Here is a 22,232-nt window from a genome sequence, read left to right on the forward strand (position 1 = left end):
GCGAGGGATGCCACGCAGTCTAGGCCAGCGCCCGCGCCGCCGCGATTCCCGCGCGGCGCGAAGCAAGTCCCGGCAGGCATGGCGCTACAATGGCCCGCACCCCCAGCGCCATCCCGCCCCATGCGATTCGAGGATCTAGAAGCCTTCCTGGTCGTGATCGGCCAGGGCAACCTGCACCGTGCCGCCGAGACCCTGGGCATGACCCAGTCCGGGCTGTCCAAGACCCTGGCGCGGCTGGAAGGCGAAGCCGGCATGCCCCTGTTCGAGCGCACCCCGCGCGGACTGGTACCGACCGGCGCGGGCCACACCCTGGCCGCGCATGCGCGCCGGATCTCGCTGGCCGCCGGCGACATGCGTAGCGAACTGGCCGAGCAGCGCGCGGCGCGCGCCGGCACGGTGCGCCTGGGCGCCATCCCCTACCTGCTGCCCTCGCTGCTGTCGCCGCTGCTGGCGCGCTTCTTCCTGAGCCGGCCGCTGGCCACGTTCTCGATCGAGACCCACCTGAGCGCGCGCCTGCTGGCGATGCTGCAGAACGGCGAAGCCGACCTGATCCTCGCTGCGCGCCCCGCCAGCGTGCCGGCGGAGGTTGCCTGGGCGCCGCTCGGGCCGCTCAGCATGCAGATCGTGTGCCGCAGTGCCCATCCGCGCCGCGAAAGCTTTCGCACCCTGGCGGACCTTGCCGGCGAACGCTGGGTGGTGCCGGCCAGCTCGCTGTACCTGCGCCAGTGGCTGGAACAACGGTTCACCGCGGTGGGGCTGCCGCCGCCGCGCGTGGCGGTGGAAAGCACGGCGTCGCCGGTGGCCTTCGGCGAGCTGCTGCGGCACTCGGACCTGCTCGGCATCATGCCGCCGCGCATGCTGCGCCAGGCCGAGGGCCAGGGGCTGGCCGCGATCGAGGCCCCGGGCACGTCGTGGCAGCACGAACTGGCGGTGCTGTGGCGCGCCGACGGCTACCTGTCGCCGATCTGCCAGGACTTCCGCGATGCGGTGGTGGCGTGGTGCGAAGAGATGGCGTTGTAAGCCGCTGAGCGGATCAGGGCACCCACCAGTAGCGCGTGACGTGGAAGAACACCGGCGCGGCGAACACCACCGAGTCGAGCCGGTCGAGCATGCCGCCGTGGCCCTGGATCATGTGACCCCAGTCCTTGATGCCGCGGTCGCGCTTGATCGCCGACATCACCAGCCCGCCAAGGAAGCCCATCAGCGCGATCACCAGCGCGATCGCGCCGGCCTGCCACGGCGAGAACGGCGTGATCCACCACAGCGCCGCGCCCAGCGCGGTGGCGCTGGCGACGCCGCCGACAAAGCCCTCGACGGTCTTGGACGGCGACAGCAGCGGCGCGATCTTGCGCTTGCCGCACAGCTTGCCCCACACGTACTGCAGCACGTCGCTGCCCTGCACTACGATCACCAGGAAGGCGATCAACAGCAGGTTGCGCCCGTCGAAGCCCGGGATCGGCAGCGTCAGCAGCGCCGGCACGTGCGAAATGCAGAACACGCACACCATCACCGCCCACTGCACCCCGGCGCAGCGCTCCAGGAAGCGCGTGGTCTCGGACGACAGCGCCGCCAGGATCGGCAGCACCAGGAAGGCGTAGACCGGGATCAGGATCGAGAACATGCCGTACCAGCCGATATAGACCAGCACGTACTGCAGCGGCAGGAACACGAAGAACGCGGCGACGATGGCGCGATGGTCGCCGCGCCGCGTGGTGATGATGGTGACGAACTCGCGCAGCGCGAAGAACGACAGCAGGGAGAACAGCACGATCACCGCGGTGCGGCCCAGCGCGAAGGCCACGCCCATGATGCCGATCATCCACCACCAGGCGCTGACGCGCTGCGCCAGGTTGTCGATCACCGCGTGCCGGCCGCCGCCCGCCACGCGCCAGCGCAGCAGCGCGGTCACGGTCGAGGCCAGCAGCAGCACGCCGAACAGGCCGCCGAACAGCAGCCAGGTCTCGCGGCTCCAGTGCAGGGTGGGCATGGCGTTCATTCCAGTTCCGGGGCCAGCGCGAGCAGGCCCGCGCGGCAGCGCGCAAGGAAGGCGTCCTTGCTGTCGTCGGCGGCCAGCCGCAGCGGCTGGCCGAAGGTCACGGTGCACAGCAGCGGCACCGGCACGATTTCGCCCTTGGGCATCACGCGGTTCAGGTTGTCGATCCATACCGGCACGAACTCCGCCTCGGGGCACGCGCGCGCCAGGTGGTAGATGCCGCTCTTGAACGGCAGCAGGCGCGCATCGGTGGTGTTGCGCGTGCCTTCGGGAAACAGGATCAGCGAGTCGCCCGCCGCCAGCGCGGCCTGCATCAGCGCCACCGGGTCGCTGCCGGGATCGCTGCGGGTGCGGTCGATCAGCAGCGCTCGGAACACGTCGCGGCCGATAAAGCGGCGCAGCGGCGATGTCTCCCAGTAATCGGCGCCCGCCACCGGCCGCGTCACCGTGCGCAGGTCGGGCGGCAGGCAGCCCCAGATCAGCACGAAGTCGCCGTGGCTGCTGTGGTTGGCAAAGTAGACGCGCTGCACCGCGGCCGGGATGCAGCCCTGCCAGTTGGCGCGCATGCCTGTCAGCAGCCGGGCGAAGACGATGATGGCGCGCGCGGTGGCGCGGGCAAGCCACATGGTTGTTTACCTCAAGACCAGGGACAGCAGGGCCAGCAGCAGCTGGCACACGGTCAGCGCGGCGCTGGCGCGCACCAGGCGCAGCGCGCCGCGGGCGCGTTCGGACAGCGGGCGTGCGGCCCGCGCGGCCGGCATCCAGCCCAGTTCAAGCAACGCGCCATCGAGCCCGCCCAGGTCGGCCTGGTCCGGCACGCGCCCGGCAAGCGCGCCGAACAGGCGGCGGTCGATCGCGACGCGCAGCAGCAGCCACAGCTGGGGCAGCGCCAGCAGCAGGGCCAGCGCCGCCGGCCAGCGCGAGAGCGCGGTGCCCGCGCCCAGCCACGCCGCCAGCATGGCGAACGCCAGTCCCGCGGCGCCGATCCACGCGGCCCCCGCGAGCGCGCCCGTCACCGCGTGCGCGATCCAGGCGTCGGTGCGATGCGCCAGACCTGCGTCGTGATCAGCGGCCATCGCCAGGCTCCTGCGTGGCCGCACGGTCGAGCCAGCGTTGCAGCGCTTCGGCATGTTGCTGGCCGAGCACCACCGCCGGCCGATGCTGGCGCAGCGCCGCCAGCGCGGCGCCAGCATCGCGCAGCCCCTGCCGCCGCGCCAGCCACGCTGCCGCGACCAGCGCGCTGCGCGAATAGCCCAGCGCGCAGCTGACCAGCACGCGGCGTCCCTGGCGCTGCCAGGCGTCGAGCTGCGCCACCGCCTGCCCGATCTGCTGCGGCGTCGGCACGGTCAGGTCCAGCACCGGCACGCAGCGATAGGCGAGTCCGGGCGCCGTGGCCGCGCGCGGCAGTTCGGCGCTGAGGTCAAGCACGGCATCCGCGCCGAGCACGCGCAATTCGGACCGCGTCGGGAAGCGCCCCACCCAGACACCCGGCGCGATCGCGCTGGCCTGCGGCGCGCGCCGTGTCCACCAGCGTGAGTTGAGGAAGGCGCCCAGCAGGTAAGGCGCGAGCACCCAGCGCGCGGCCGGCGCGATCTTGCCGTCGCCATCCTTCTGGAACCACGCCGGCGCCGCCAGCGCGTAGATGCGCGCCACGCAGGCCAACGCCAGCGCGGCCCACAGCAGCAGGAACGCGAGCGTCACCGATGCGCCCACCGCCAGCAGCGCGCACAGCAACGCCACCACAGTGCCCGCGCCGTAGCGGCGCGACAGCTGCCGCGTGCGCGCATCAGGCACGCCGGCCGCGGCGGCGGGCAGCTGCATCGGCAACAGGTAGACGCATAGCCAGCCCACCAATGCGCCCGTGGGCACGTCGATCAGGTGATGCTGCCAGGTGGTCAGCACCGACACCCCGATCAGCGCAAACCAGCCGTGCAGCAACCAGCGCCAGCCGCCGCGCAGGTGCGCCGCGAAGGCAAGCCACAGGATCACCAGCAGGCTGATATGCAGCGACGGCGCCTGGTTGAACGGCAGGTCGAAGCCGCCCAGCAGCGTGAACAGCTGGCCCGGCAGGCCGTCGGCAGCGGGCCGCGCAAAGCTGAAGCGCAGCGGGAAGGCGATAAAGCACGCCACCGACACCAGCTGCGCCAGCACCAGCCGCTTGACGTGCGTGAGCAGCGCCGCGCGGCTGCGCCACAGGAAGAACGAGATGCCGTACAGCAGGTCGATCGACCAGTACGGCACGATGGTCCAGGGCAGGAACGGAATGCCCCGCTCCCATGCGAAGTGGAACGACGGCACCTCGGCGCGCTGGCTCGCCAGCCAGTTGGCAAAGCCATAGCTGGAGAAGAACAACGCGCCGGCCAGCGCCAGCAGCAGGCAGGCCAGGCCCCACGGCCGCCGCGCCGGCGCGGCGGCGCCGGCCTGCGTCGGCACCGTGCTCATGCGCCGCGCCTGCGCGCCAGGCTGACGGTAAAGATGCCCCACGGATCGATGCGCTGCGTGACCTTGTCGAAGCCCGCGGACCGCACCAGTTCATCCATCTCGGCCTGCGAGCGGCGCCGCATCACCCAGGCCGCGCCGGCGCGATGGCTGGTCAGCGCGCGCGCGATGAATTCCAGCTGTGGATGCCAGGGCTGGCCGGTGTAGACCAGGTAGCCGCCGGGCGGCACCGCGCGCGCCAGGCCGTCGAGCGAGCGTCGCACCATGGCGTTGTCGGGGAACAGCTCGTACAGGCCGGACACCACCGCCAGCGTCGGCGCGGGCGCCAGCGCGGCCAGGCTGTCGCCGTCGAAGGCATCGCCCTGCTCGAAGCGGGCCACGTGCTGCAGGCCCTTGGCGGCAATCAGGGCGCGGCCCTGCTCCACGTTCAGCGCGCTGTAGTCGCGCAGCAGGATCGACGCGACCGCGGCCGCGCCGCCCTCCAGCGCGCCCAGCGCTTCCAGCACGTAGCGGCCATGGCCGGCGGCGATATCGACCATGCGCACCGGCATGCCGGCCGCGCGCAGGCGGCGCACGGCCTCGGCGATCAGCGCCTCGGCGTTGACCTTGCGCTGGCGGATGCCGCGCCAGCCGATCGCGTCGAGGTATTGCCGGTCGGCCAGCCGGCCCAGCGCGCCGCGGCCGGACGGCGTGTTGCGGTAAACGTAGTCGAGCGTCGAGCCCGAGTCGAAGCCGGTCTGGTGGCCCAGCCGGACCCCGTCCGACAGCATCCCGCCCAGCCTCAGGTTGGCCCGCGCCGCGCGCCAGTACCAGGCGGCCAGGCCGCCGGGCGCCGACGCCAGCCGGTCGGCTTCCTCGCGGAACGGGCCGATCTGGTCGGCATCGAGCAGCGAGCGCGGTGCCGAGGGCGCGTCGAATTCGCGCAGGATAAAGCGGCGCGCGGCATCGACCGCCAGCTTGCGCTCGCGTTCGCCAAGGGTGTCGTGGTAGAAGCCGTCCAGCACGATGCGCTCCTTGGTGCGCGAGCCCAGGCGCTCATAGAAGCGCTCCTGCGGCCCGCGGTGCACGACCCAGTCGGCGCCGGAGATCAGCAGCTGCGTCGGCACCGTGATCGCGGCCGCGTCGGCGACGATGCGCTCGGCGGTCTGGTACAGGTCCAGCAGGATATTGACCGCGATCGGGCGCGTGATCAGCGGATCGCTGTCATAGCTGGCGATGCGCTCGGGATCGTGGCTCAGGAACTTTGCCTTGACGTAGCTGTTGACGAAGAACTTGCCGCGCAGGCGCTGCATCAGCTTCAGCCCCGGCCGCGCGAACGGTACGTACAGCTTGACCTTGAACGCCGGCGACGCCAGCACCAGCGCGCGGATCGGCGGCGCGTAGTCGTGCACCCAGGTCGCGGCCAGCACCGCGCCCACGCTCTGCGCGACCACCGCGGTGCGTTCCAGCGGGATGCCGTGGACTTCGGCGATATGCGCGGTGAAGGTCTGGATGTCGCGCACGGAATCGGCCAGGCTGGGGCTGTAGCCGCGTTCGCCGGGCGATTTGCCGTGGCCACGCGCGTCCCAGGCAAAGATGTCATGGCCGGGCAGGTGGAGCTCGTCGGCGAGGTGGGCGACCCGGCCGGAATGCTCGTGGCCGCGGTGGAACAGCAGCACGGCGCCGCGCGCCGGGCCTTCCACCGCGGGCCAGTGGCGATAGAACAGCGCCTGGCCGTCGTGGGTCTCGAATTGCCGCTCCAGCGGCTGGCGGGAAGACGGTCGGTCCATCGCGCTACTCCGCAAGGCGGGACTGCGCCTCGGCAATGCCGCGGCGCACCCGGTTGGCCATCGTGAACAGCGACAACAGCGACAGCAGCAGCCACAGCCAGCTGGCGGCGACGCCGAAGCCCAGCCCCAGGCCCGCCCACAGCGCGAGCGCGCCCACCGCGAAGGCGCGGTCGCTCTTGCCGAGCGGGCCGTCATAGCGCCGGCTGGCGCCGGCCAGCGGCCCGATCAGTCCGGCCGCCTCGACCAGCAGCGCCAGCAGCGCGAAGGTGCCCACCTGCCCCAGGCTGAAGCCGGGCAGCGCGGCCAGCGGCAGGATCAGCGCCAGGTCCGAGACCATGTCGCCGAGCTCGTTCAGGTAGGCGCCCAGCACGCTCTGCTGGCCATGCTCGCGCGCCAGCAGGCCGTCGATGGCATTGAGCGCCATGCGCGCGAACAGCCACAGCGGAAACAGCAGGAACAGCGCCGGGGTCTCGGCCACCAGCATGCCCAGCGTGGCCAGCACGCCGACCGCCAGCGAGCCCGCGGCGGCGGCCAGCGTGACCTGGTTGGCGGTCACGCCGCGCTGCGCCAGGTCTTGCACCAGGGGGCGCAGCCAGGCCTGGAACCTGGGTTTCAGTTCGTAGAGCGTCATCGCGCCGGCCTCCCTGCCGAGCTGATGCCGGAAGCGCACCGCGCGGCGGCCGCTTCCGTCCTGTTCTTGGTGTTGGTCTGGCTCCTGGCCCGGCCACGGCACCCCCCGGGCCAGGGCATGGCGGCAGTGCCTGGCCCAGCACTCTACCGCCAAGCCCGGACAATACCAGATGACGCCTGCTGCCTGAACCCCACCCGCTAGGCCGACGCGATCGTGCTGCGCACGGCGTCGCCCACCTGCGCCACCACGCCCTCGCGCCAGTCGTCGGCGTCGCCGTAGAAGGCGCGCCACATTGCCTGGCGCACCAGCGCGCGCTGGTTCTCGTCGGCCTCGGGGTGCCGGTGCAGCCAGTGGTCGCCGCGCAGGGCGTCCAGCACCTCGCCCACCGGCAGCGTGCCGAACTCGAGCGCGATGCCGGCGTAGTCCACCGCCGGCAGGGTCTGCGGCACGGCGTGCCAGGCCAGCCCGGTCAGGTTGGCCGAGGTCGACGAGCCATCGTAGATCGAGGTCACGCGCTCGCCCCAGATCGCGCGCGTGCGTGTGATTGACTCGGGCGTGTCCGGGCCCATGTGGATCGGCTCGCCGTAGCCCCACGGGCCCAGGCCGGTATGGATGTCGATCCAGCGCAGCGCTGCGCGGCCGGCGCCGAAGCGCGCCAGGATGCGGCACAGCGTGTAGTTGCTCCAGGTGGCCTGGTCGCCGCCGTAGAACATGCCGCCCGGATCCTGGTACTGGCCGCTGCTGACCGCGGCCTGGTACCACGCCATGCCGCGCTCGGCCACCGCCTTCATCAGCCGCGCCTGGTCGGACTCCGACGGCGGCCATTGCGCCGGCAGCAGCAGCGGCGCGATTTCGGCATAGGCGGCGTTGTGCGGCAGCGGCTGCGAGAAATCCATGAAGTTGCGGTTCAGGTCGACGTTGTCCTCGTTGACCCGGCGCAGGTGGGAGAAGCCGTAGGGGTTGACCGCATGCACCAGCAGCAGGCAGGCGTCGGCGGCGGCGCAATCGGCAAGCAGCGCCGCGTCGCGCAGCAGCGCCGTTTGCGCCCCGGAACCGGCAAAGCCCTCGGCACCGTGCGTGCCCGAGGTCACCATGATGCAGCGCCGGGCCTCGGGCGCGCCGGCCAGCGCCACGTCGATCGCGAGTTCTTCGCCGGCGCTGCCGCGCCGGGTGGGATGCGGAAATTGCGCCAGCGCGGCGCCCGCGGCGCGGGCGGCGTCGAGGAAGGCCCGGCGCGCTTCGGCGTAGCTGCGAGAAAAATGGCTCATGGCGTCACCCGGGGATGCGATGCAGGCATTAGACGCCAATTCGCCGGGTCTCGCCAGTCGCGGCTAGAACAGCGAGCCGGACTGCGGTTTGCCCGCCGCGGGGGGCGGCTCCGCCTCGGCCTCGGCCCCCCAGATGCCGGCCGAGGTGAAGGCCTGCGGATGCATCGCGATCCCGGCCGCGGCCAGCTGCCCCGCGGTCAGCACCAGGTGCCGCGCCAGCCAGTCATGCAGGCTGCGCAGGAAGCGGATGTTGTCGACGCGGGTGGATGCCGCGATCAGCCGTTCAAGCTTTACGTGCGCGGTATAGACGTCGAGCAGGTTGATCGCGCGCAGCCGCGGCGGCGTCGACGGGCTGCGCTCGATCGCCAGGATGCGGCGCACCTGCGCCGGGGCGATGTCGCCGCTGCGCTGGTATTGCGCGTAGACGTCCTCGAGCGCCGGGAAGCGCACGGTGGGCTGCACGCGCGGCACCGCGGCCACCTTCTCCATGCGCAGCACCAGGTAACGGATCGCCGCGGCGCGTTCGGCCGCACGGGCCTGCGCGGGGTCGCGCCGGCGCGGCCCCGCGGGCAGCTCCGGCAAGGCCGTGCGCGGCACCATGTCGCGTTCGGTGTAGTCCGGCACCTGCCGCAGCAGGGCCGGCTGCGCCAGCGCGGCGCGCGCGCAGTCCTCGCCGAACGGGTATTCGTGCCCGGCGGCGTCGCGCAGGATAAAGGCCTGGCCTTCCGGAAAGCCGTGATGGCGGCGGCTGGCGCCGCGCGCGTGGCAGCGTGTGGCGGGATCGACGAAATCCTTGCGTACCGGGATCCAGCCGCCGTCGTGTGCCTGGGTCATGCGTTGTGTCTTGCCTGCCTGTTGCTCGACCCGCCATTGTCGCCGATCTGCGGGAGATGGCCGGCCCGCCGCGCGGCGCCTGGCTACTTCAGCATGAACGACATGGCCGACAGGCAGTTCAGCATGCGCACCGCGGCCTGCACCGAATCGGCCTGGAACGACAGCGTCACGCCGTCGCGCCGCTCCAGCGCCGGCCACTGGCAGAACAGGTCGGCGTGCGCCGGCGTCTGCGTCTGCAGGGTGCAGGCCACCGGCGCGGCGATGCGCAGGCATTGCGCCTGCGCGCGCTCGCGCACCGCGGCCGCCGCCGCCGCGGCAATGGCCGCGCGCGCGGCCGCCGGCGACAGCGACGCGCCGCTGCCGAAGCCGCCCGCGCTCTTGGTCTCGACAAAGCGCACCCACGGCATCAGCGCGTGGGTTTCCTGCACGAACACGTCGTCGCCGCTGGCCATCAGCACCGGCGCGCCGAACTCGCCCGCCAGCGCCGCGTACAGCCCGGCCTCGCCGAGCTCCTTGCCGTTGAGCCAGACCCGCGCAAAGGCGCCGCTGTTGATGGTGTGCGCGAGCACGCCGCGGCTCTGCGCGCGGCCGTGGTAGCCGATCATCAGCACGCCGTCGACGCCGGCCTCGACGCCCGCCATCATGCCAAGGTAGCGCGGCTTGCCCAGCACCACCCGCGCGCGCGGATCGAGCTGGTCCGGCAGCAGGTTGCGAAAGCCGCCGTGCGAATCGTTGACCAGCACTTCGGCCGCGCCGCCGGCAAAGGCGCCTTCGATGGCGGCGTTGGCCTCGCCGGTCATCCAGGCGCGGGCGCGCTCGTATTCGCCATTGCCGGCACGGGTCTGCTCGGCGTGGAACACGCCGGCCACGCCCTCGATATCGGTGGAAACAAGGATCTTCATCAGCAGCTCTGGCCCAGTTCGGGCATCAGGTCCAGCAGCGCGGCGCGGCCGTGGCCGTCGCGGCCCTGCACCGGCGCGGCATGCCACAGGGCATGCAGGATGGCTTGCTCGACGCTGTCGGCCGCGGCGCGGAACAGCGGGTCGAGCAGGGTCTCATGCAGCAGCGCAAGCGCCGGCATCGGCCGCGCCGCGTCGTCGGGGACGGTGTATGCCGTCGAGAACGCCAGCGCGATATCGCCCGAGCCATGCCCGAACACCGAACCGGTGCGCGCCAGCCCGGCGCCGGCGCGCAGCGACAGCCGGCGCAGCTGGCGCGCGTCCAGCGGCGCATCGGTGGCAACGATCATGATGATCGAGCCTTTTTCCGGTGGCGCCGCGCCGGCCGGCAGCGCCAGTCGCCGCGCCAGTTCGGGGCCGACCATCCGGCCGGCGACGGTGAGCGATTCCGGCGTGCCGAAATTGGCCAGCACCAGCGCGCCGACGCGATGGCCGCCTGCCACGCGCGACGCCGAGCCGATGCCGCCCTTGACGCCGAACGCCGACATGCCGCGGCCGGCGCCCACGGCGCCCTGCGCGACCTCGGCGCCCGCGTCGGCCAGCGCTGCATCGTAGTGCGAGCCTGCCACCGCCATGCGCTGGATATCGTTCAGGTAGCCGTCATTGCATTCGAACACCAGCGGATTGACGGTCGGCAGCGCGCGGCCGATTTCCGGATTGGCCGCCACCGCCGCCCGGATTTGCGCCTGCGCGACGGCACCGACGGCAAAGGTGTTGGTCAGCGCGACCGGCGTCTCCAGCACGCCCAGTTCGTCCACCTGCACCAGCCCCACGCTCTTGCCGAAGCCATTGAGCACCGTGGCCGCGGCGGGCACCTTGTCGCGGTACGGATCGCCGCCATGCGGGCGGATCACGGTCACGCCGGTCTGCACGCCGCCCGCGGCCAGCGTGCAGTGGCCGACGGTGACGCCGGCGACGTCGGCAATGCTGTCCAGCGGCCCCGCGGCAAGGCTGCCGACCCGCGGCACGTCCGGGTTGGAGGCACTCATCTTCAGCGGCGGTCGATCTTGGGGTCGAGCGCGTCGCGCAGCCCGTCGCCCAGCAGGTTGAAGGCCAGCACGGTCAGGAAGATCGCCAGGCTGGGAAAGATCGCCACGTGCGGCGCGGTGACCATGTCGGCGCGCGCCTCGTTGAGCATCGCGCCCCATTCCGGCGTGGGCGGCTGCGCGCCCAGGCCCAGGAACGACAGGCTGGCGGCGGTGATGATCGAGGTGCCGATCCGCATCGAGAAATACACCACGATCGACGACACCGTGCCCGGCAGGATATGGCGTGCCAGGATGGTCCAGTCCGACGCGCCGATGCTGCGCGCGGCCTCGACGTAGGTCAGCCGCTTGAGCATCAGCGTATTGCCGCGCACCAGCCGGGCAAACGCCGGGATGCTGAAGATGGCGACGGCGAAGATCACGTTGGTCATGCCGTTGCCGAGGATGGCGACGATGCCGATCGCCAGCAGGATGCCGGGAAAGGCGAACAGCACGTCGGAGATGCGCATCACGATGCGGTCCCACCAGCCTTCGTAGTAACCGGCCAGCAGGCCGAGCACGGTGCCGATCACCGCGCCGATGATCACCGACAGGAAACCGGCCGCCAGCGAGATGCGCGTGCCGGCCAGGATGCGGCTGAAGATATCGCGTCCGAGCGAATCGACGCCCATCCAGTGCGCGGCCGACGGGCCGGCATTGAGCGCGTCGTAGTCGAAGAAGTTCTCGGGGTCGTACGGCACGATATGCGGCGCCAGGATCGCGACCAGCACCAGCACCAGCACGAACGCGCCGGCACCCAGCGCCAGGTGCTGCTTGCGGAATTTGCGCCAGAACTCGGTCCAGGGGGTACGCACGGCCTCTGGTGCGGCCGCGGTGGCGGATGCCGCTGGCGTTGCGGCGGGCGTGGAAAGCTCAGTCATGCCGGCCTCACTTGTAGCGGATGGTGGGATTGATCACGGTGTAGAGCATGTCCACCACCAGGTTGATCAGGATGAATTCGAGCGAGAACAGCAGCACCTCGGCCTGGATCACCGGGTAGTCGCGCATCTCGACGGCATCGACCAGCAGGCGCCCGAGCCCCGGCCAGTTGAACACCTTCTCGACCACGATCGAGCCGCCCAGCAGGAAACCGAACTGCAGGCCCATCATGGTCACCACCGGGATCATGGCGTTGCGCAAGCCATGCTTGGCCACCACCAGGGTCTCGCGCACGCCCTTGGCGCGGGCGGTACGGATAAAGTCTTCCTGCAGCACCTCGACGAACGAAGCCCGGGTAAAGCGCGCCATCACTGCCGCCACCGCGGCACCCAGCGTGGCCGAGGGCAACACGTAGTGCTGCCAGCTGTCGGCGCCGATCGACGGCAGCCAGCCCAGCTGCACCGAGAACACCTCCATCAGCAGCATGCCCAGCGCAAAGGCCGGAAAGGAAATCCCCGAAACCGCCAGCGTCATGCCGAAGCGGTCCGGCCAGCGGTTGCGCCACACCGCCGAGCCGATGCCGATCGCCATGCCGAACACCACCGCCCACGCCATCGACGCCACCGTCAGCAGCAGCGTCGGCATGAAGCGGTCGCCGATCTCCTCGCTCACCGGACGCTTGGTGCGCAGCGAATTGCCGAACTCGCCGCGCAGCGCGTTCGAGAAGAAGTTGACGAACTGCTCGTGCATGGGCCGGTCCAGGCCCAGGTCCTTGCGCACCAGTTCGACCGTGGCCGAGTCAGCCTCCGGACCCGCCGCCAGGCGTGCCGGATCGCCCGGCAGCAGGTGGACGAACAGGAACACCAGCACCGCCACGATCAGCAGCGTTGGGATCACGCCCAGCACACGTTTGAGGAAGTAATTCAGCATCACACACCATGAAGAAGGGCCGCGGGCCGCCCGCCTGCGAACCCCGCGTCGCGAGGCAGGCGGCCACTCTCGGCTTACTGCTTTACTGCTTGCTGCTCGATGGATGGGATTGCGCGGTTGCGCGGATCGGGCGCATCGTTACTGCGAGCGCCTGCCCTCTCCCGCCCCTCTCCCAGAGGGAGAGGGGAGAAACCATCGGGCCCCAACATCGGCCGCTGTTTGCTCCCCTCTCCCGCTTGCGGGAGAGGGGCCGGGGGAGAGGGCGGGATCGTCAAGGAAGTCGCGCTCCTGCACTTCACCCCTCACTGCTTGAGGTCGACCTCGTCAAAATTGAACGACCCGTCCGGCATCACATAGGCGCCGCTCATGCGCTTGCTGCGCGCGAACAGCACCTTCTCCGTCACCAGGAAGGCCCACGGCGCATCTTTCCAGATGCGTTCCTGCGCGTCCTTGTACAGGCGCGCCTTCTCGCCGCGGTCGGTGGTGCGCAGCGCGCCGGCGATATCGGCGTCGACCTGCTCGTTCTTGTAGTAGGCGGTGTTCAGCAGCTTGGGCGGCATCGATTCCGAAGCCAGCAGCGGACGCAGCGCCCAGTCGGACTCACCGGTCGACGACGACCAGCCGACGTAGTAGATGCGCACGCCGGCGTCTTCCGGCTTCTGCACGCTCTCGACCTTCTCGACGCGCTGGCCGGCTTCCAGCGCCTGCACCTGCGCCTTGATGCCGACCTGCTGCAGTTGCTGCTGCACGAACTGGATCACCTTCTGCGCGGTGGTGTGGTTGTAGGCCGACCACAGCGTGGTCTCGAAGCCGTTCGGGTAGCCGGCTTCCTTCAGCAGCGCACGCGCCTTGGCCGGATCGTACGGCCACGGGCCCAGCTTCTCGGCATAGTCCACGCCGTGCGGCACCACGCCCTCGGCCGGCACCGCGTAGCCGGCAAAGGCGACCTTGGCCAGCGCCTCCTTGTTGATGGCGTAGTTGATGGCCTGGCGCACCTTGGGGTCGTTGAACGGCTTGACCATGGTGTTCATGGTCAGGTAGCGCTGGATGATCGACGGCGCCGCGATCAGGTCCACCTTGGCGCTGCTCTTCAGCACCGCGGCCTGCTCGAACGGAATGCTGAAGGCAAAGTCGGCCTCGCCGGTCTGCATGATGGCGGCGCGCGTGTTGTTGTCGACCACCGGCTTCCAGGTGATGGTATCGATCTTCGGGTAGCCGGTCTTCCAGTAGCCGGCAAACTTCTTGCCCTTGAGGTGGTCGGGCTGCTTCCACTCGACGAACTCGAACGGGCCCGTGCCGACCGGATGGAAGGCAATGTCCTTGCCGTACTTCTGCAGCGCGGCCGGCGAGATCATCACCGCCGACGGATGCGCCAGCACGTTGATGAAGGGCGAGAACGGCTCCTTCAGCGTGACCTTGACGGTGTTGGCGTCGACCACGTCGGTCTTCGCCACGCGGTTGAACAGCGTGTAGCGCTTGAGCTTGTTGGCCGGGTTGGTGACGCGGTCCAGGTTGGCCTTGACGGCGGCGGCATCGAAGGTGGTGCCGTCGTGGAACTTGATGCCCTTTTTCAGCTTGATGGTGTAGCTCAGGCCATCCTTGCTGACGTCATAGCTGTCGGCCAGCACGTTGACCAGCTTCATGTCCTTGTCCAGACCGAACAGGCCCTGGTAGAAGGTCTTGCCGACCGCCTGCGACAGCGTGTCGTTGGAATCGTACGGGTCCAGCGTGGTGAAGGTGGACGCAACCGCCATCACCGCGTCCTTGGCGGCAAAGGCGGACAACGGCGCCAGCGCGCCCGCCGCGCCAGCCATCAGCAGCCCGGCCAGCAGCCTGGGCGAAACCATCCGTGCAGACATCTCGATTCTCCTTGGATTGACTTCCGTTTCAGTAGGCGCCGCCAACGGCGTGCCGCGCAACAAAGTGGCCTGCCCCGCCGCCCGCGACCGGCACCAGCGGCTGCACCACCGGCTCGTCGCCGACCGCGCGGATCGGGCTGGGGATCTCGTCGTTGAGCGGCTCGCGCCGCAGGTGCCGCCGCGCCGGGTCCGCGATCGGCACCGCCGACATCAGTTTCTTCGTGTAAGGGTGCTGCGGGTTCTCGAAGATCGCGCGGCGCGGGCCGATCTCGACGATCTGGCCCAGGTACATCACCGCGACGCGATGGCTGACGCGCTCCACCACCGCCATGTCGTGCGAGATGAACAGGAAGGCGATACCCAGTTCGCGCTGCAGGTCCAGCATCAGGTTGACGATCTGCGCCTGGATCGACACGTCCAGCGCCGACACCGACTCATCCGCCACCACCACCTTGGGGTTCAGCGCCAGCGCGCGCGCAATGCAGATGCGCTGACGCTGGCCGCCGGAAAACTCGTGCGGATAGCGCGCCGCGTGCGACGGGTCCAGCCCGACCTTGTCGAGCAGCCAGGCCACGCGCTGCTCGGCCTCCTTGCCGCTGGCGACCTTGTGCACCAGCAACGGCTCCATGATCGAATAGCCCACCGGCACGCGCGGATCGAGCGACGCGAACGGGTCCTGGAAGATGAACTGGATATTGCGGCGCAGGGTCTGCAGCGCCGCGCCCTCGAGCTGGCTGATGTTCTGACCGTTGAATTCGATGGTGCCGCTCTGGCTTTCCACCAGCCGCAGCAGCGAGCGGCCGGTGGTGGACTTGCCGCAGCCGGATTCCCCCACCAGCGCCAGCGTCTCGCCGGGATAGAGGTCGAAGCTGACCTGCTCCACTGCATGCACGCGCCGCGTCACGCGGCCGAACAGGCCGCCGGGCACGTCGAAGCGCGTGACCAGGTCCTGCACGCGCAAGATCGGCGCCACGCCGGGCGGCACGGTGTCCTGCGGCGCCGCCTGCTCTGCCTTGGCGCTGTCCAGGCGCAGCAGCGGGAACTTGGCCGGCAGGTCGGTGCCGCTCATCGCGCCCAGGCGCGGCACTGCCGACAGCAGCGCGCGCGTGTACGGATGAGCGGGCGCGCGGAACACATCGTCGGAGCTGCCCTCTTCCACCTTCTCGCCGCGGTACATCACCAGCACGCGGTCGGCGACCTCGGCCACCACGCCCATGTCGTGGGTGATGAAGACCACGCCCATCTGCATCTCGGCCTGCAGGCCGCGGATCAGCTGCAGGATCTCGGCCTGGATGGTCACGTCGAGCGCCGTGGTGGGCTCGTCGGCGATCAGCAGCGCCGGCTTGCACGACAGCGCCATCGCGATCATCACGCGCTGGCGCATGCCGCCGGAGAGCTGGTGCGGATAGCGCTCGAGCACGCGGCGCGCTTCGGGAATGCGCACCAGCTCCAGCATGCGCAGCGCCTCGGCGCGCGCGGCGGCGCGGCTCTTGCCCTGGTGCAGCCGGATCGATTCCGCGATCTGCTCGCCCACCGGGAACACCGGGTTGAGCGAGGTCATCGGCTCCTGGAAGATCATCGCCACGTCGGCGCCGCGCACGCTGCGCAGCGTGGCGTTGTCGCTGCGGGCGAGGTCGATCACTTCGCCGCCGCGCCGGCGCAGCGCCATGCTGCCCGACGCGATCTTGCCGCCGCCATGCTCGACCAGCCGCATCAGCGCCAGCGACGTCACCGACTTGCCCGAGCCCGACTCGCCCACCACCGCGAGCGTCTCCCCGCGCTCGACATGGAAGGACAGGTTGCGCACGGCCTCGACGGTGCGCTCCGAGGTGGCGAAGCGCACGGTGAGCCCGTCCACCTGGACCACGCGCTCGGGCGGCAGGACCATGCCGGATGCGGGAACGCGCGCTGGCGCTGGGGTAGTGACCACGGGAACTCCTTGTATGGCGGGATGCGGGACGGCCTGGCGGGCGGCGCGTCAGCCGTAGATCGACACGTCGACGGCTCCGCCCACCCGGGCGACACCGCGGTACATGCCTTCGGTATTGAACGGCAGCGTGACGTTGCCGGCGCGGTCCACCGCGATCAGGCCGCCGCGGCCCTGGATCGCGGGCAGCTTCTCCATCACCACGCGCCGCGCCGCCTCGTCGAGCGGCAGGCCGGCATAGCGCATCTGCGCCGCGACATCATGCGCGGCCACGGTGCGGATAAACATCTCGCCGGTGCCGGTGGCCGACACCGCCGCGACGTCGTCGGCATAGCAGCCCGCGCCGATCAGGGGGGTATCGCCGACGCGCCCCGCCTGCTTGTTGGTGACGCCGCCGGTCGAGGTGGCCGCGGCGAGGTTGCCGCGGCTGTCACAGGCGACCGCGCCCACGGTGCCGAACTTGCTGTCGGGATCGATCGGCTCCGTGCCGCGCGCCTGCTGCGCGACCAGCGTGGCGGCATCGTGGTCGAGCAGCGCCATGCCGGCGTTGCCGCGCGCACGCTGCCACTGGTCGTGGCGGGCCTGGGTGAAGTAGTACTCGGGCTCGACCAGCTCCAGCCCTTGCGCTTGCGCGAAGGCCTCGGCGCCGGCACCGGCAAACAGCACGTGTTCGCTGTGCTCCAGCACCGCGCGCGCGGCCAGCACCGGGTTGCGCAGGCGCGTGACGCAGGCCACCGCGCCGGCATTGAGGGTGGCGCCATCCATCACCGCCGCATCCAGTTCATAGGTGCCGGCATGGGTCAGCACCGCGCCCTTGCCGGCGTTGAACAGCGGGCACTCTTCGAGCAGGCGCACCGCCTCGGTGACCGCGTCGAGCGCGCTGCCGCCCTCGCCCAGGATGCGCTGGCCGGCCTGCAGCACGTGCTGCAGCGCTTCGATGTATTCGCGTTCGCGGGCCGCATCCATCGCCGCGCGGGTGATGGTGCCGGCGCCACCGTGGATGGCAATGACAGCTGCTTGCATAAGGAGGTTCAGGGACTCAGGACTTGCGGGTATTGGTCGAGCGCGCGCGGCGCGCGCCGGTATTGGGTTCGGCGGGCTGCGCGGGGATCGGCGCGGGCCGGCGCGCGGGCTCGGCATCGGGCGTGCCATACAGCCACGGCAGCAGGAATTCGGTCATTTCGGCGGCGGCCTTGACCGGACGTTCGGCCCGGTGCGCGACCGCGCCGCACAGCGCCTCGATCAGCGCCAGCACGGTGGCATCGGAGTTGGCCGAGAGCCGGTTGCCGGCCTGCGCATACAGCGCGATATCGGCCAGCGGCGCCAGCGGCGAGGTCGGGCCGTCGGTCAGCGCCAGCACCTGGCCGCCACGCAGCCTGGCGCGCTGGGCCAGCTCGATGGTGTCGGTGACATAGCGCGGGAAGGCGATCACGATCAGCAGGTCGCTCGGCTGCAGCTTGAACAGCTGCCGCGCGGCATGCGAGGCGCCGCCCGCGCCCGCCACCGAGGTCACCATGCGGCAATGCATTTCCAGCCCGTGCTGCAGCAGGCCCGCCAGGAAACCGCTGGCGCCGAAGCCCGCCACGTAGACGCGCTGCGCGGCAAGGATCGCCGCCACCGCGCGCTCGCACGCGGCCGGGTCGATATTGCGCCGGGTGGCTTCCGCATTGGCCGCCGCGTCTTCCAGCGACGCCGCGAACACTTCGGCGACGGTGGCGGGCCGCTCGAGTTCGCTGCGCAGCCGCTCCACCGGCGCCAGCGTGGCTTCGAAACCGCGCACCAGCTCGGCACGGAACTGCGGATAGCCGTCGAAACCGAGCGCCCGCGCAAAGCGGTTCGCCGTCGCCACCGACACCTCGACCGCGGCGGCGAATTCATCGATGCGCATGGTCGCCGCGCGAAACAGGTTGGCCAGCACGTATTCCGCCATGCGTCGGTGCGCCGGCGTCAGCGCCGGCAGGCTGCGTGCAATGCGGTCCGAGATCGAATGGCCAATGGGCATGGTGGAAGCGGTGGATCGACAGCGCGGCGGGGAGCGCATCGTTGTGAAAATGAATTTACACGTAACCGACTTCCAAGAAAATAGAGTTTTGTCAGACCAAGGGTAATCCCTAGATTTGCCGCGCTTGCCGGCACTTTCACGGTGCACGCATCGACGCGCCGCGACCCGCTTCGGCGCCCCTGTCGCACCGGCACGGCGTGCGCCGCACCGGAAACGCTACAATGCGGGCCAGCGCCAGAACGCCGGCCGCGGCCCGCCTTCACGGCGCTTTTTCTGTTTTTCACTCAGGCATTTCCCCTCTCGTGATCCGAATCGACCAGCTAGTCCTTCAGCGCGGCACCAAGGTGCTGTTCGACCACACCAGCGTGACGCTCAACCCGGGCGAGCGCGTGGGCCTCGTCGGCGCCAACGGCAGCGGCAAGTCGACGCTGTTCGCGCTGCTGCGCGGCGAGCTGCATGCGGATGGGGGCGATGTCAGCGTGCCGGCGCAGTGGCGCGTCGCCCACGTGGCGCAGGAAACGCCGGCGGTCAGCCGCACCGCGGTCGACTACGTGATCGACGGCGACACCCGCCTGCGCGAGATCGAGGCCGCCATCGCCGCGGCCCAGGCCAGCGGCGACGGCAGCGCCGAAGGCGAAGCCCATGCCGCCTATGCCGACGCCGACGGCTACACCGCGCCGGCGCGCGCCGAGGCCCTGCTGCTGGGCCTGGGCTTCACGCTGGCGCAGGTGTCGCAGCCGGTGGCATCGTTCTCGGGCGGCTGGCGCATGCGCCTGAACCTGGCGCAGGCGCTGATGTGCCCGTCGGACCTGCTGCTGCTCGACGAACCGACCAACCACCTGGACCTCGACGCCATCGTCTGGCTGGAAGACTGGCTGGCGCGCTATCCCGGCACGCTGGTGATGATTTCGCATGACCGCGAATTCCTCGACGCGATCTGCAATGTCACGGTGCATATCGAGAACCAGCAGCTGCGCCGCTATGGCGGCAACTACACGCTGTTCGAGACCCTGCGCCTGCAGCAGATGGCGCAGCAGCAGGCCGCCTACGTGCGCCAGCAGAAGGAAATCGCGCACCTGGAATCGTTCATCACCCGCTTCAAGGCCAAGGCGACCAAGGCGCGCCAGGCGCAGAGCCGGGTCAAGGCACTGGAGAAGATGGAGCGGCTGGCGCCGGTGCACGTCGCCGCCGGCTTCGCCTTCGAGTTCCGCGAGCCGGATGCCGCACCCAACCCGATGATGGTGCTCGACGGTGTCGATTGCGGCTACGCCGAAGCCGATCCGCCCGTCACCATCCTGCACAACCTGGCGCTGTCGATCCAGAACGGCCAGCGCATCGGCCTGCTGGGCGCGAACGGCCAGGGCAAGTCGACGCTGGTCAAGACCCTGGCCGGCACGCAGGATCCGCTGCGGGGCAACCTGCGCCTGGGCAAGGGCCTGCAGATCGGCTACTTCGCCCAGCACCAGCTGGAGACGCTGCGCGACCACGACTCCGCGCTGCAGCACCTCGCGCGCCTGGCGCCCGAGGTGCGCGAGCAGGAGCTGCGCGACTTCCTCGGCAGCTTCAACTTCCGCGGCGACATGGCGACCACGCCGATCGAGCCCTTCTCGGGCGGTGAAAAGGCACGGCTGGCGCTGGCGCTGATCGTCTGGCAGAAGCCAAACCTGCTGCTGCTCGACGAACCGACCAACCACCTAGACCTCGATACGCGCGAGGCGCTGACCATGGCGCTGGCGCAGTTCGAAGGCACCCTGATCCTGGTCTCGCACGACCGCCACCTGCTGCGCGCCACCGCCGACCAGTTCATGCTGGTGGCCGACGGCACCATCCGGCCGTTTGACGGCGACCTCGACGACTACCGCGACTGGCTGCTCCAGCAGGCCGCGGCCAAGCGCAACGCCGCGGCCGCGGCGCACCAGTCCGAGCTCACCGGCGATGGCGCGGCCACGGTCAACCGCAAGGACCAGCGCCGCGCCGAAGCGGACCAGCGCCAGCGGCTGTCGGCGCTGCGCAAGCCGCTGGCGAAGGAACTTGAGAAAGTGGAAAAGCGCATGGCGGTGCTGCAAGACGCCAGGGTCGAGATCGACCGGTTCATGGCCGATGAAGGCAGCTACGCCGAGGCCAACAAGGCGAAGCTGATGGAGATGCTGAAGCGCCAGGGCGAGGTCAACGGCGAGCTGGAGACGCTCGAGGAGAAGTGGCTTGAGCTGCAGGAGCAGATCGAGCAGATTGCCTGACTCCGCCATGGTTTGCTCCCCTCTCCCGCTTGCGGGAGAGGGGCCGGGGGAGAGGGCCGGCGCGTGGCAAGCATCGCGCCGCGTCACTGCGTGGATGCACTGCCCTCTCCCCCGCCCTGTATGGACCGGTGACATGGGTAACACATGTGCCAGGACATGGGTAACAGTCCAGTCTCCAGTTTAATCGGCCTGCTGTAGGTCTATTGTGGCGACCTTTTGATGGCAGAAGTAGACGTCAAAGGTGCCGTCCAGATCCACGCGAGGGCGCAGCGCTACGGGCGTTCCGACCAAGGCTCGTCCGACCCGGAACGTCTTTCCTCGGAAGCAGATGCGCCCGCCGTCGCCTACCTTTCGCACGATGTCATTGCTGCCGTACTCGATGGGCGGGAGTTCGCGCGGCATCGCCCGTGGGCTAGGCGCATAGCGGCTTGCGGGGGTCTCCATATCCAGCGCGTGGTGGGGGCGCTTGAAGTTGTACACGTGGCGCCAATGGCTGAAGTGATGCTGGGCATCGTCCAGATCCCGGAAACGCTGGTTGGCCAACAGCTCAGCCTGCATGGTTCGATGGAAGCGCTCGTCCTTACCGTTGGTCTGAGGATGGCCAGGTCGGCTATGACTGAGCCGCACGCCCAGGCGAATCAGCCACGCGCCCAGCGTGGTTAATGCTCGGGGCACAGGAGAACCCCAGGGCGGGCCGTTGTCTGCATTGATCCGTTCGGGCAGCCCATAGCGCGCAAAAGCCATCTCTAACGCTTCCTGTACGGATTCAAACTGTTCGTTGCCTAAGGCCTTGAGCAGCACATTGAACCGGGAGTGATCGTCCAAGACCGTGAGCGGGTGGCACCTCTGCGTGTCGGTAGCGAAGTGGCCTTTGAAGTCAATTTGCCATAGTGCATTGGGCCGGTCGTGCTCGAAGCGCTGCCATGCTGTAGCGGCCGCGCTGGCGGCCGGATCGATCAAGCCATGGCGGCGCAGCACCCAATTGACTGTGCTCGGGGCGATTTGGATGCGGTGGTCGCGCTCCAGCACGCGTGCGATCTTGCGGGCGCCCCAGGCCGAATGTTCGGCTCGTATCGCTAGCACGCTCTCTTCGATGGCAGCTGGAGTTCGGCCGGGAGAGCTATGTGGCCGCCGAGTTCGGTCGTCCAGATCCTCTCGGTTCAACCACTTGTAGCCGGTCTTGCGGCTGATGCAGAAGCGGCGGCAAAGCTCCGCAATATTGGCGTCCGCCTGGCGTGCCAGGCGGACGAACTCTTCTCTTTGCTGCTTCACGGTGGTTTGGCTCCAGGGCAACGTTTTCCTCCCGCTGACTAAGCGGGAAAAGTGTTACCCATGTCCTGGCACACCTGTTACCTATGTCCCCGGTCCATACACCGCCCCTCTCCCAGAGGGAGAGGGGAGCAAACCCTCAGACCAGGGACGCCGCGGCGGCCTCAACAAAAAACCGGCGCACACAGCGCCGGTTTTTCCTTCGAACACC

The 22,232-nt window shown here is 69.8% G+C and carries 19 protein-coding genes; 2 read left to right on the forward strand and 17 right to left on the reverse strand.

Annotation, left to right across the window (positions count from 1 at the left end):
- The first annotated feature begins 120 nt into the window (after positions 1-120).
- Complete coding sequence (locus CBM2586_RS08865) at positions 121-1,020, forward strand: LysR family transcriptional regulator (RefSeq protein WP_115687266.1); 900 nt, start codon at positions 121-123, stop codon at positions 1,018-1,020.
- Between the two features lie 13 nt (positions 1,021-1,033).
- Here CBM2586_RS08865 and CBM2586_RS08870 read toward each other — a convergent pair whose 3' ends face one another.
- The 16 genes from CBM2586_RS08870 to CBM2586_RS08945 form a co-directional block, all read right to left on the reverse strand.
- On the reverse strand, positions 1,034-1,996 hold the full coding sequence (locus tag CBM2586_RS08870) for a phosphatidate cytidylyltransferase (RefSeq protein WP_115661966.1): 963 nt from the start codon (positions 1,994-1,996) through the stop codon (positions 1,034-1,036).
- Entirely contained in the window at positions 1,993-2,619 is a 627-nt protein-coding gene (locus CBM2586_RS08875) for a lysophospholipid acyltransferase family protein (RefSeq protein ID WP_115661965.1), read from the reverse strand. The genes CBM2586_RS08870 and CBM2586_RS08875 overlap by 4 nt, the downstream gene beginning before the upstream one ends.
- A gap of 6 nt (positions 2,620-2,625) precedes the next feature.
- Positions 2,626-3,069: a hypothetical protein gene (locus CBM2586_RS08880; protein ID WP_115687267.1), complete on the reverse strand. Its 444-nt coding sequence runs from the start codon at positions 3,067-3,069 to the stop codon at positions 2,626-2,628.
- Entirely contained in the window at positions 3,059-4,435 is a 1,377-nt protein-coding gene (locus CBM2586_RS08885) for a phosphatase PAP2/dual specificity phosphatase family protein (protein ID WP_115661963.1), read from the reverse strand. The genes CBM2586_RS08880 and CBM2586_RS08885 overlap by 11 nt, the downstream gene beginning before the upstream one ends.
- Positions 4,432-6,201, reverse strand: a complete 1,770-nt coding sequence (locus CBM2586_RS08890; RefSeq protein WP_115687268.1) for a bifunctional alpha/beta hydrolase/class I SAM-dependent methyltransferase — start codon at positions 6,199-6,201, stop codon at positions 4,432-4,434. The genes CBM2586_RS08885 and CBM2586_RS08890 overlap by 4 nt, the downstream gene beginning before the upstream one ends.
- A gap of 4 nt (positions 6,202-6,205) precedes the next feature.
- Positions 6,206-6,832, reverse strand: a complete 627-nt coding sequence (locus tag CBM2586_RS08895; protein WP_115688712.1) for a CDP-alcohol phosphatidyltransferase family protein — start codon at positions 6,830-6,832, stop codon at positions 6,206-6,208.
- Between the two features lie 197 nt (positions 6,833-7,029).
- Positions 7,030-8,100, reverse strand: coding sequence for a M14 family metallopeptidase (locus CBM2586_RS08900; RefSeq protein ID WP_115687269.1), 1,071 nt, complete (start codon positions 8,098-8,100; stop codon positions 7,030-7,032).
- A gap of 63 nt (positions 8,101-8,163) precedes the next feature.
- A complete protein-coding gene (locus tag CBM2586_RS08905) occupies positions 8,164-8,934 on the reverse strand; it encodes a hypothetical protein (protein WP_115687270.1) in 771 nt (256 codons plus the stop codon).
- Positions 8,935-9,017: 83 nt separating this feature from the next.
- Positions 9,018-9,836 carry a M55 family metallopeptidase gene (locus CBM2586_RS08910; protein WP_115661959.1) on the reverse strand — a complete coding sequence of 273 codons (819 nt, stop codon included), beginning with the start codon at positions 9,834-9,836 and terminating at the stop codon, positions 9,018-9,020.
- Positions 9,836-10,882, reverse strand: coding sequence for a P1 family peptidase (locus CBM2586_RS08915; RefSeq protein WP_115661958.1), 1,047 nt, complete (start codon positions 10,880-10,882; stop codon positions 9,836-9,838). Before CBM2586_RS08915 ends, CBM2586_RS08910 begins: the two co-directional genes overlap by 1 nt.
- Positions 10,883-10,884: 2 nt before the next feature.
- Positions 10,885-11,799, reverse strand: a complete 915-nt coding sequence (gene gsiD / locus CBM2586_RS08920) for a glutathione ABC transporter permease GsiD (protein WP_115661957.1) — start codon at positions 11,797-11,799, stop codon at positions 10,885-10,887.
- Positions 11,800-11,806: 7 nt separating this feature from the next.
- The gene (gsiC, locus tag CBM2586_RS08925) at positions 11,807-12,727 is read right to left on the reverse strand and encodes a glutathione ABC transporter permease GsiC (RefSeq protein ID WP_115687271.1); all 921 of its coding nucleotides are present in this window, start codon (positions 12,725-12,727) and stop codon (positions 11,807-11,809) included.
- Positions 12,728-13,029: 302 nt separating this feature from the next.
- A complete protein-coding gene (gene gsiB / locus CBM2586_RS08930; protein WP_115661954.1) occupies positions 13,030-14,586 on the reverse strand; it encodes a glutathione ABC transporter substrate-binding protein GsiB in 1,557 nt (518 codons plus the stop codon).
- Between the two features lie 28 nt (positions 14,587-14,614).
- Complete coding sequence (locus tag CBM2586_RS08935; RefSeq protein ID WP_115661953.1) at positions 14,615-16,474, reverse strand: dipeptide ABC transporter ATP-binding protein; 1,860 nt, start codon at positions 16,472-16,474, stop codon at positions 14,615-14,617.
- A gap of 90 nt (positions 16,475-16,564) precedes the next feature.
- On the reverse strand, positions 16,565-17,536 hold the full coding sequence (locus CBM2586_RS08940) for an isoaspartyl peptidase/L-asparaginase family protein (RefSeq protein WP_115687272.1): 972 nt from the start codon (positions 17,534-17,536) through the stop codon (positions 16,565-16,567).
- Positions 17,537-17,552: 16 nt separating this feature from the next.
- Positions 17,553-18,515, reverse strand: coding sequence for a MurR/RpiR family transcriptional regulator (locus CBM2586_RS08945; protein WP_115661951.1), 963 nt, complete (start codon positions 18,513-18,515; stop codon positions 17,553-17,555).
- Between the two features lie 302 nt (positions 18,516-18,817).
- On the opposite strand from CBM2586_RS08945, the gene CBM2586_RS08950 reads away from it, so the two are divergent.
- On the forward strand, positions 18,818-20,752 hold the full coding sequence (locus CBM2586_RS08950) for an ATP-binding cassette domain-containing protein (RefSeq protein WP_115661950.1): 1,935 nt from the start codon (positions 18,818-18,820) through the stop codon (positions 20,750-20,752).
- A gap of 180 nt (positions 20,753-20,932) precedes the next feature.
- On the opposite strand, the gene CBM2586_RS08955 is transcribed toward CBM2586_RS08950, so the two are convergent.
- A complete protein-coding gene (locus CBM2586_RS08955) occupies positions 20,933-22,045 on the reverse strand; it encodes an IS481 family transposase (RefSeq protein WP_115661616.1) in 1,113 nt (370 codons plus the stop codon).
- Between the last annotated feature and the right edge of the window lie 187 nt (positions 22,046-22,232).

Source organism: Cupriavidus taiwanensis (genome assembly GCF_900250115.1).
Taxonomy (GTDB): domain Bacteria; phylum Pseudomonadota; class Gammaproteobacteria; order Burkholderiales; family Burkholderiaceae; genus Cupriavidus; species Cupriavidus taiwanensis_B.

Bases quoted from the DNA above. Each gene is read 5' to 3' on its own strand.
- CBM2586_RS08890 (WP_115687268.1), bottom strand. From the start codon at position 6,201: ATGGACCGACCGTCTTCCCGCCAGCCGCTGGAGCGGCAATTCGAGACC.
- CBM2586_RS08945 (WP_115661951.1), bottom strand. From the start codon at position 18,515: ATGCCCATTGGCCATTCGATCTCGGACCGCATTGCACGCAGCCTGCCG.
- CBM2586_RS08885 (WP_115661963.1), bottom strand. From the start codon at position 4,435: ATGAGCACGGTGCCGACGCAGGCCGGCGCCGCCGCGCCGGCGCGGCGG.
- CBM2586_RS08870 (WP_115661966.1), bottom strand. From the start codon at position 1,996: ATGAACGCCATGCCCACCCTGCACTGGAGCCGCGAGACCTGGCTGCTG.
- gsiB (WP_115661954.1), bottom strand. From the start codon at position 14,586: ATGTCTGCACGGATGGTTTCGCCCAGGCTGCTGGCCGGGCTGCTGATG.
- CBM2586_RS08915 (WP_115661958.1), bottom strand. From the start codon at position 10,882: ATGAGTGCCTCCAACCCGGACGTGCCGCGGGTCGGCAGCCTTGCCGCG.
- CBM2586_RS08910 (WP_115661959.1), bottom strand. From the start codon at position 9,836: ATGAAGATCCTTGTTTCCACCGATATCGAGGGCGTGGCCGGCGTGTTC.
- CBM2586_RS08875 (WP_115661965.1), bottom strand. From the start codon at position 2,619: ATGTGGCTTGCCCGCGCCACCGCGCGCGCCATCATCGTCTTCGCCCGG.
- CBM2586_RS08940 (WP_115687272.1), bottom strand. From the start codon at position 17,536: ATGCAAGCAGCTGTCATTGCCATCCACGGTGGCGCCGGCACCATCACC.
- CBM2586_RS08865 (WP_115687266.1), top strand. From the start codon at position 121: ATGCGATTCGAGGATCTAGAAGCCTTCCTGGTCGTGATCGGCCAGGGC.
- gsiC (WP_115687271.1), bottom strand. From the start codon at position 12,727: ATGCTGAATTACTTCCTCAAACGTGTGCTGGGCGTGATCCCAACGCTG.
- gsiD (WP_115661957.1), bottom strand. From the start codon at position 11,799: ATGACTGAGCTTTCCACGCCCGCCGCAACGCCAGCGGCATCCGCCACC.
- CBM2586_RS08935 (WP_115661953.1), bottom strand. From the start codon at position 16,474: ATGGTCCTGCCGCCCGAGCGCGTGGTCCAGGTGGACGGGCTCACCGTG.
- CBM2586_RS08900 (WP_115687269.1), bottom strand. From the start codon at position 8,100: ATGAGCCATTTTTCTCGCAGCTACGCCGAAGCGCGCCGGGCCTTCCTC.
- CBM2586_RS08905 (WP_115687270.1), bottom strand. From the start codon at position 8,934: ATGACCCAGGCACACGACGGCGGCTGGATCCCGGTACGCAAGGATTTC.
- CBM2586_RS08895 (WP_115688712.1), bottom strand. From the start codon at position 6,832: ATGACGCTCTACGAACTGAAACCCAGGTTCCAGGCCTGGCTGCGCCCC.
- CBM2586_RS08880 (WP_115687267.1), bottom strand. From the start codon at position 3,069: ATGGCCGCTGATCACGACGCAGGTCTGGCGCATCGCACCGACGCCTGG.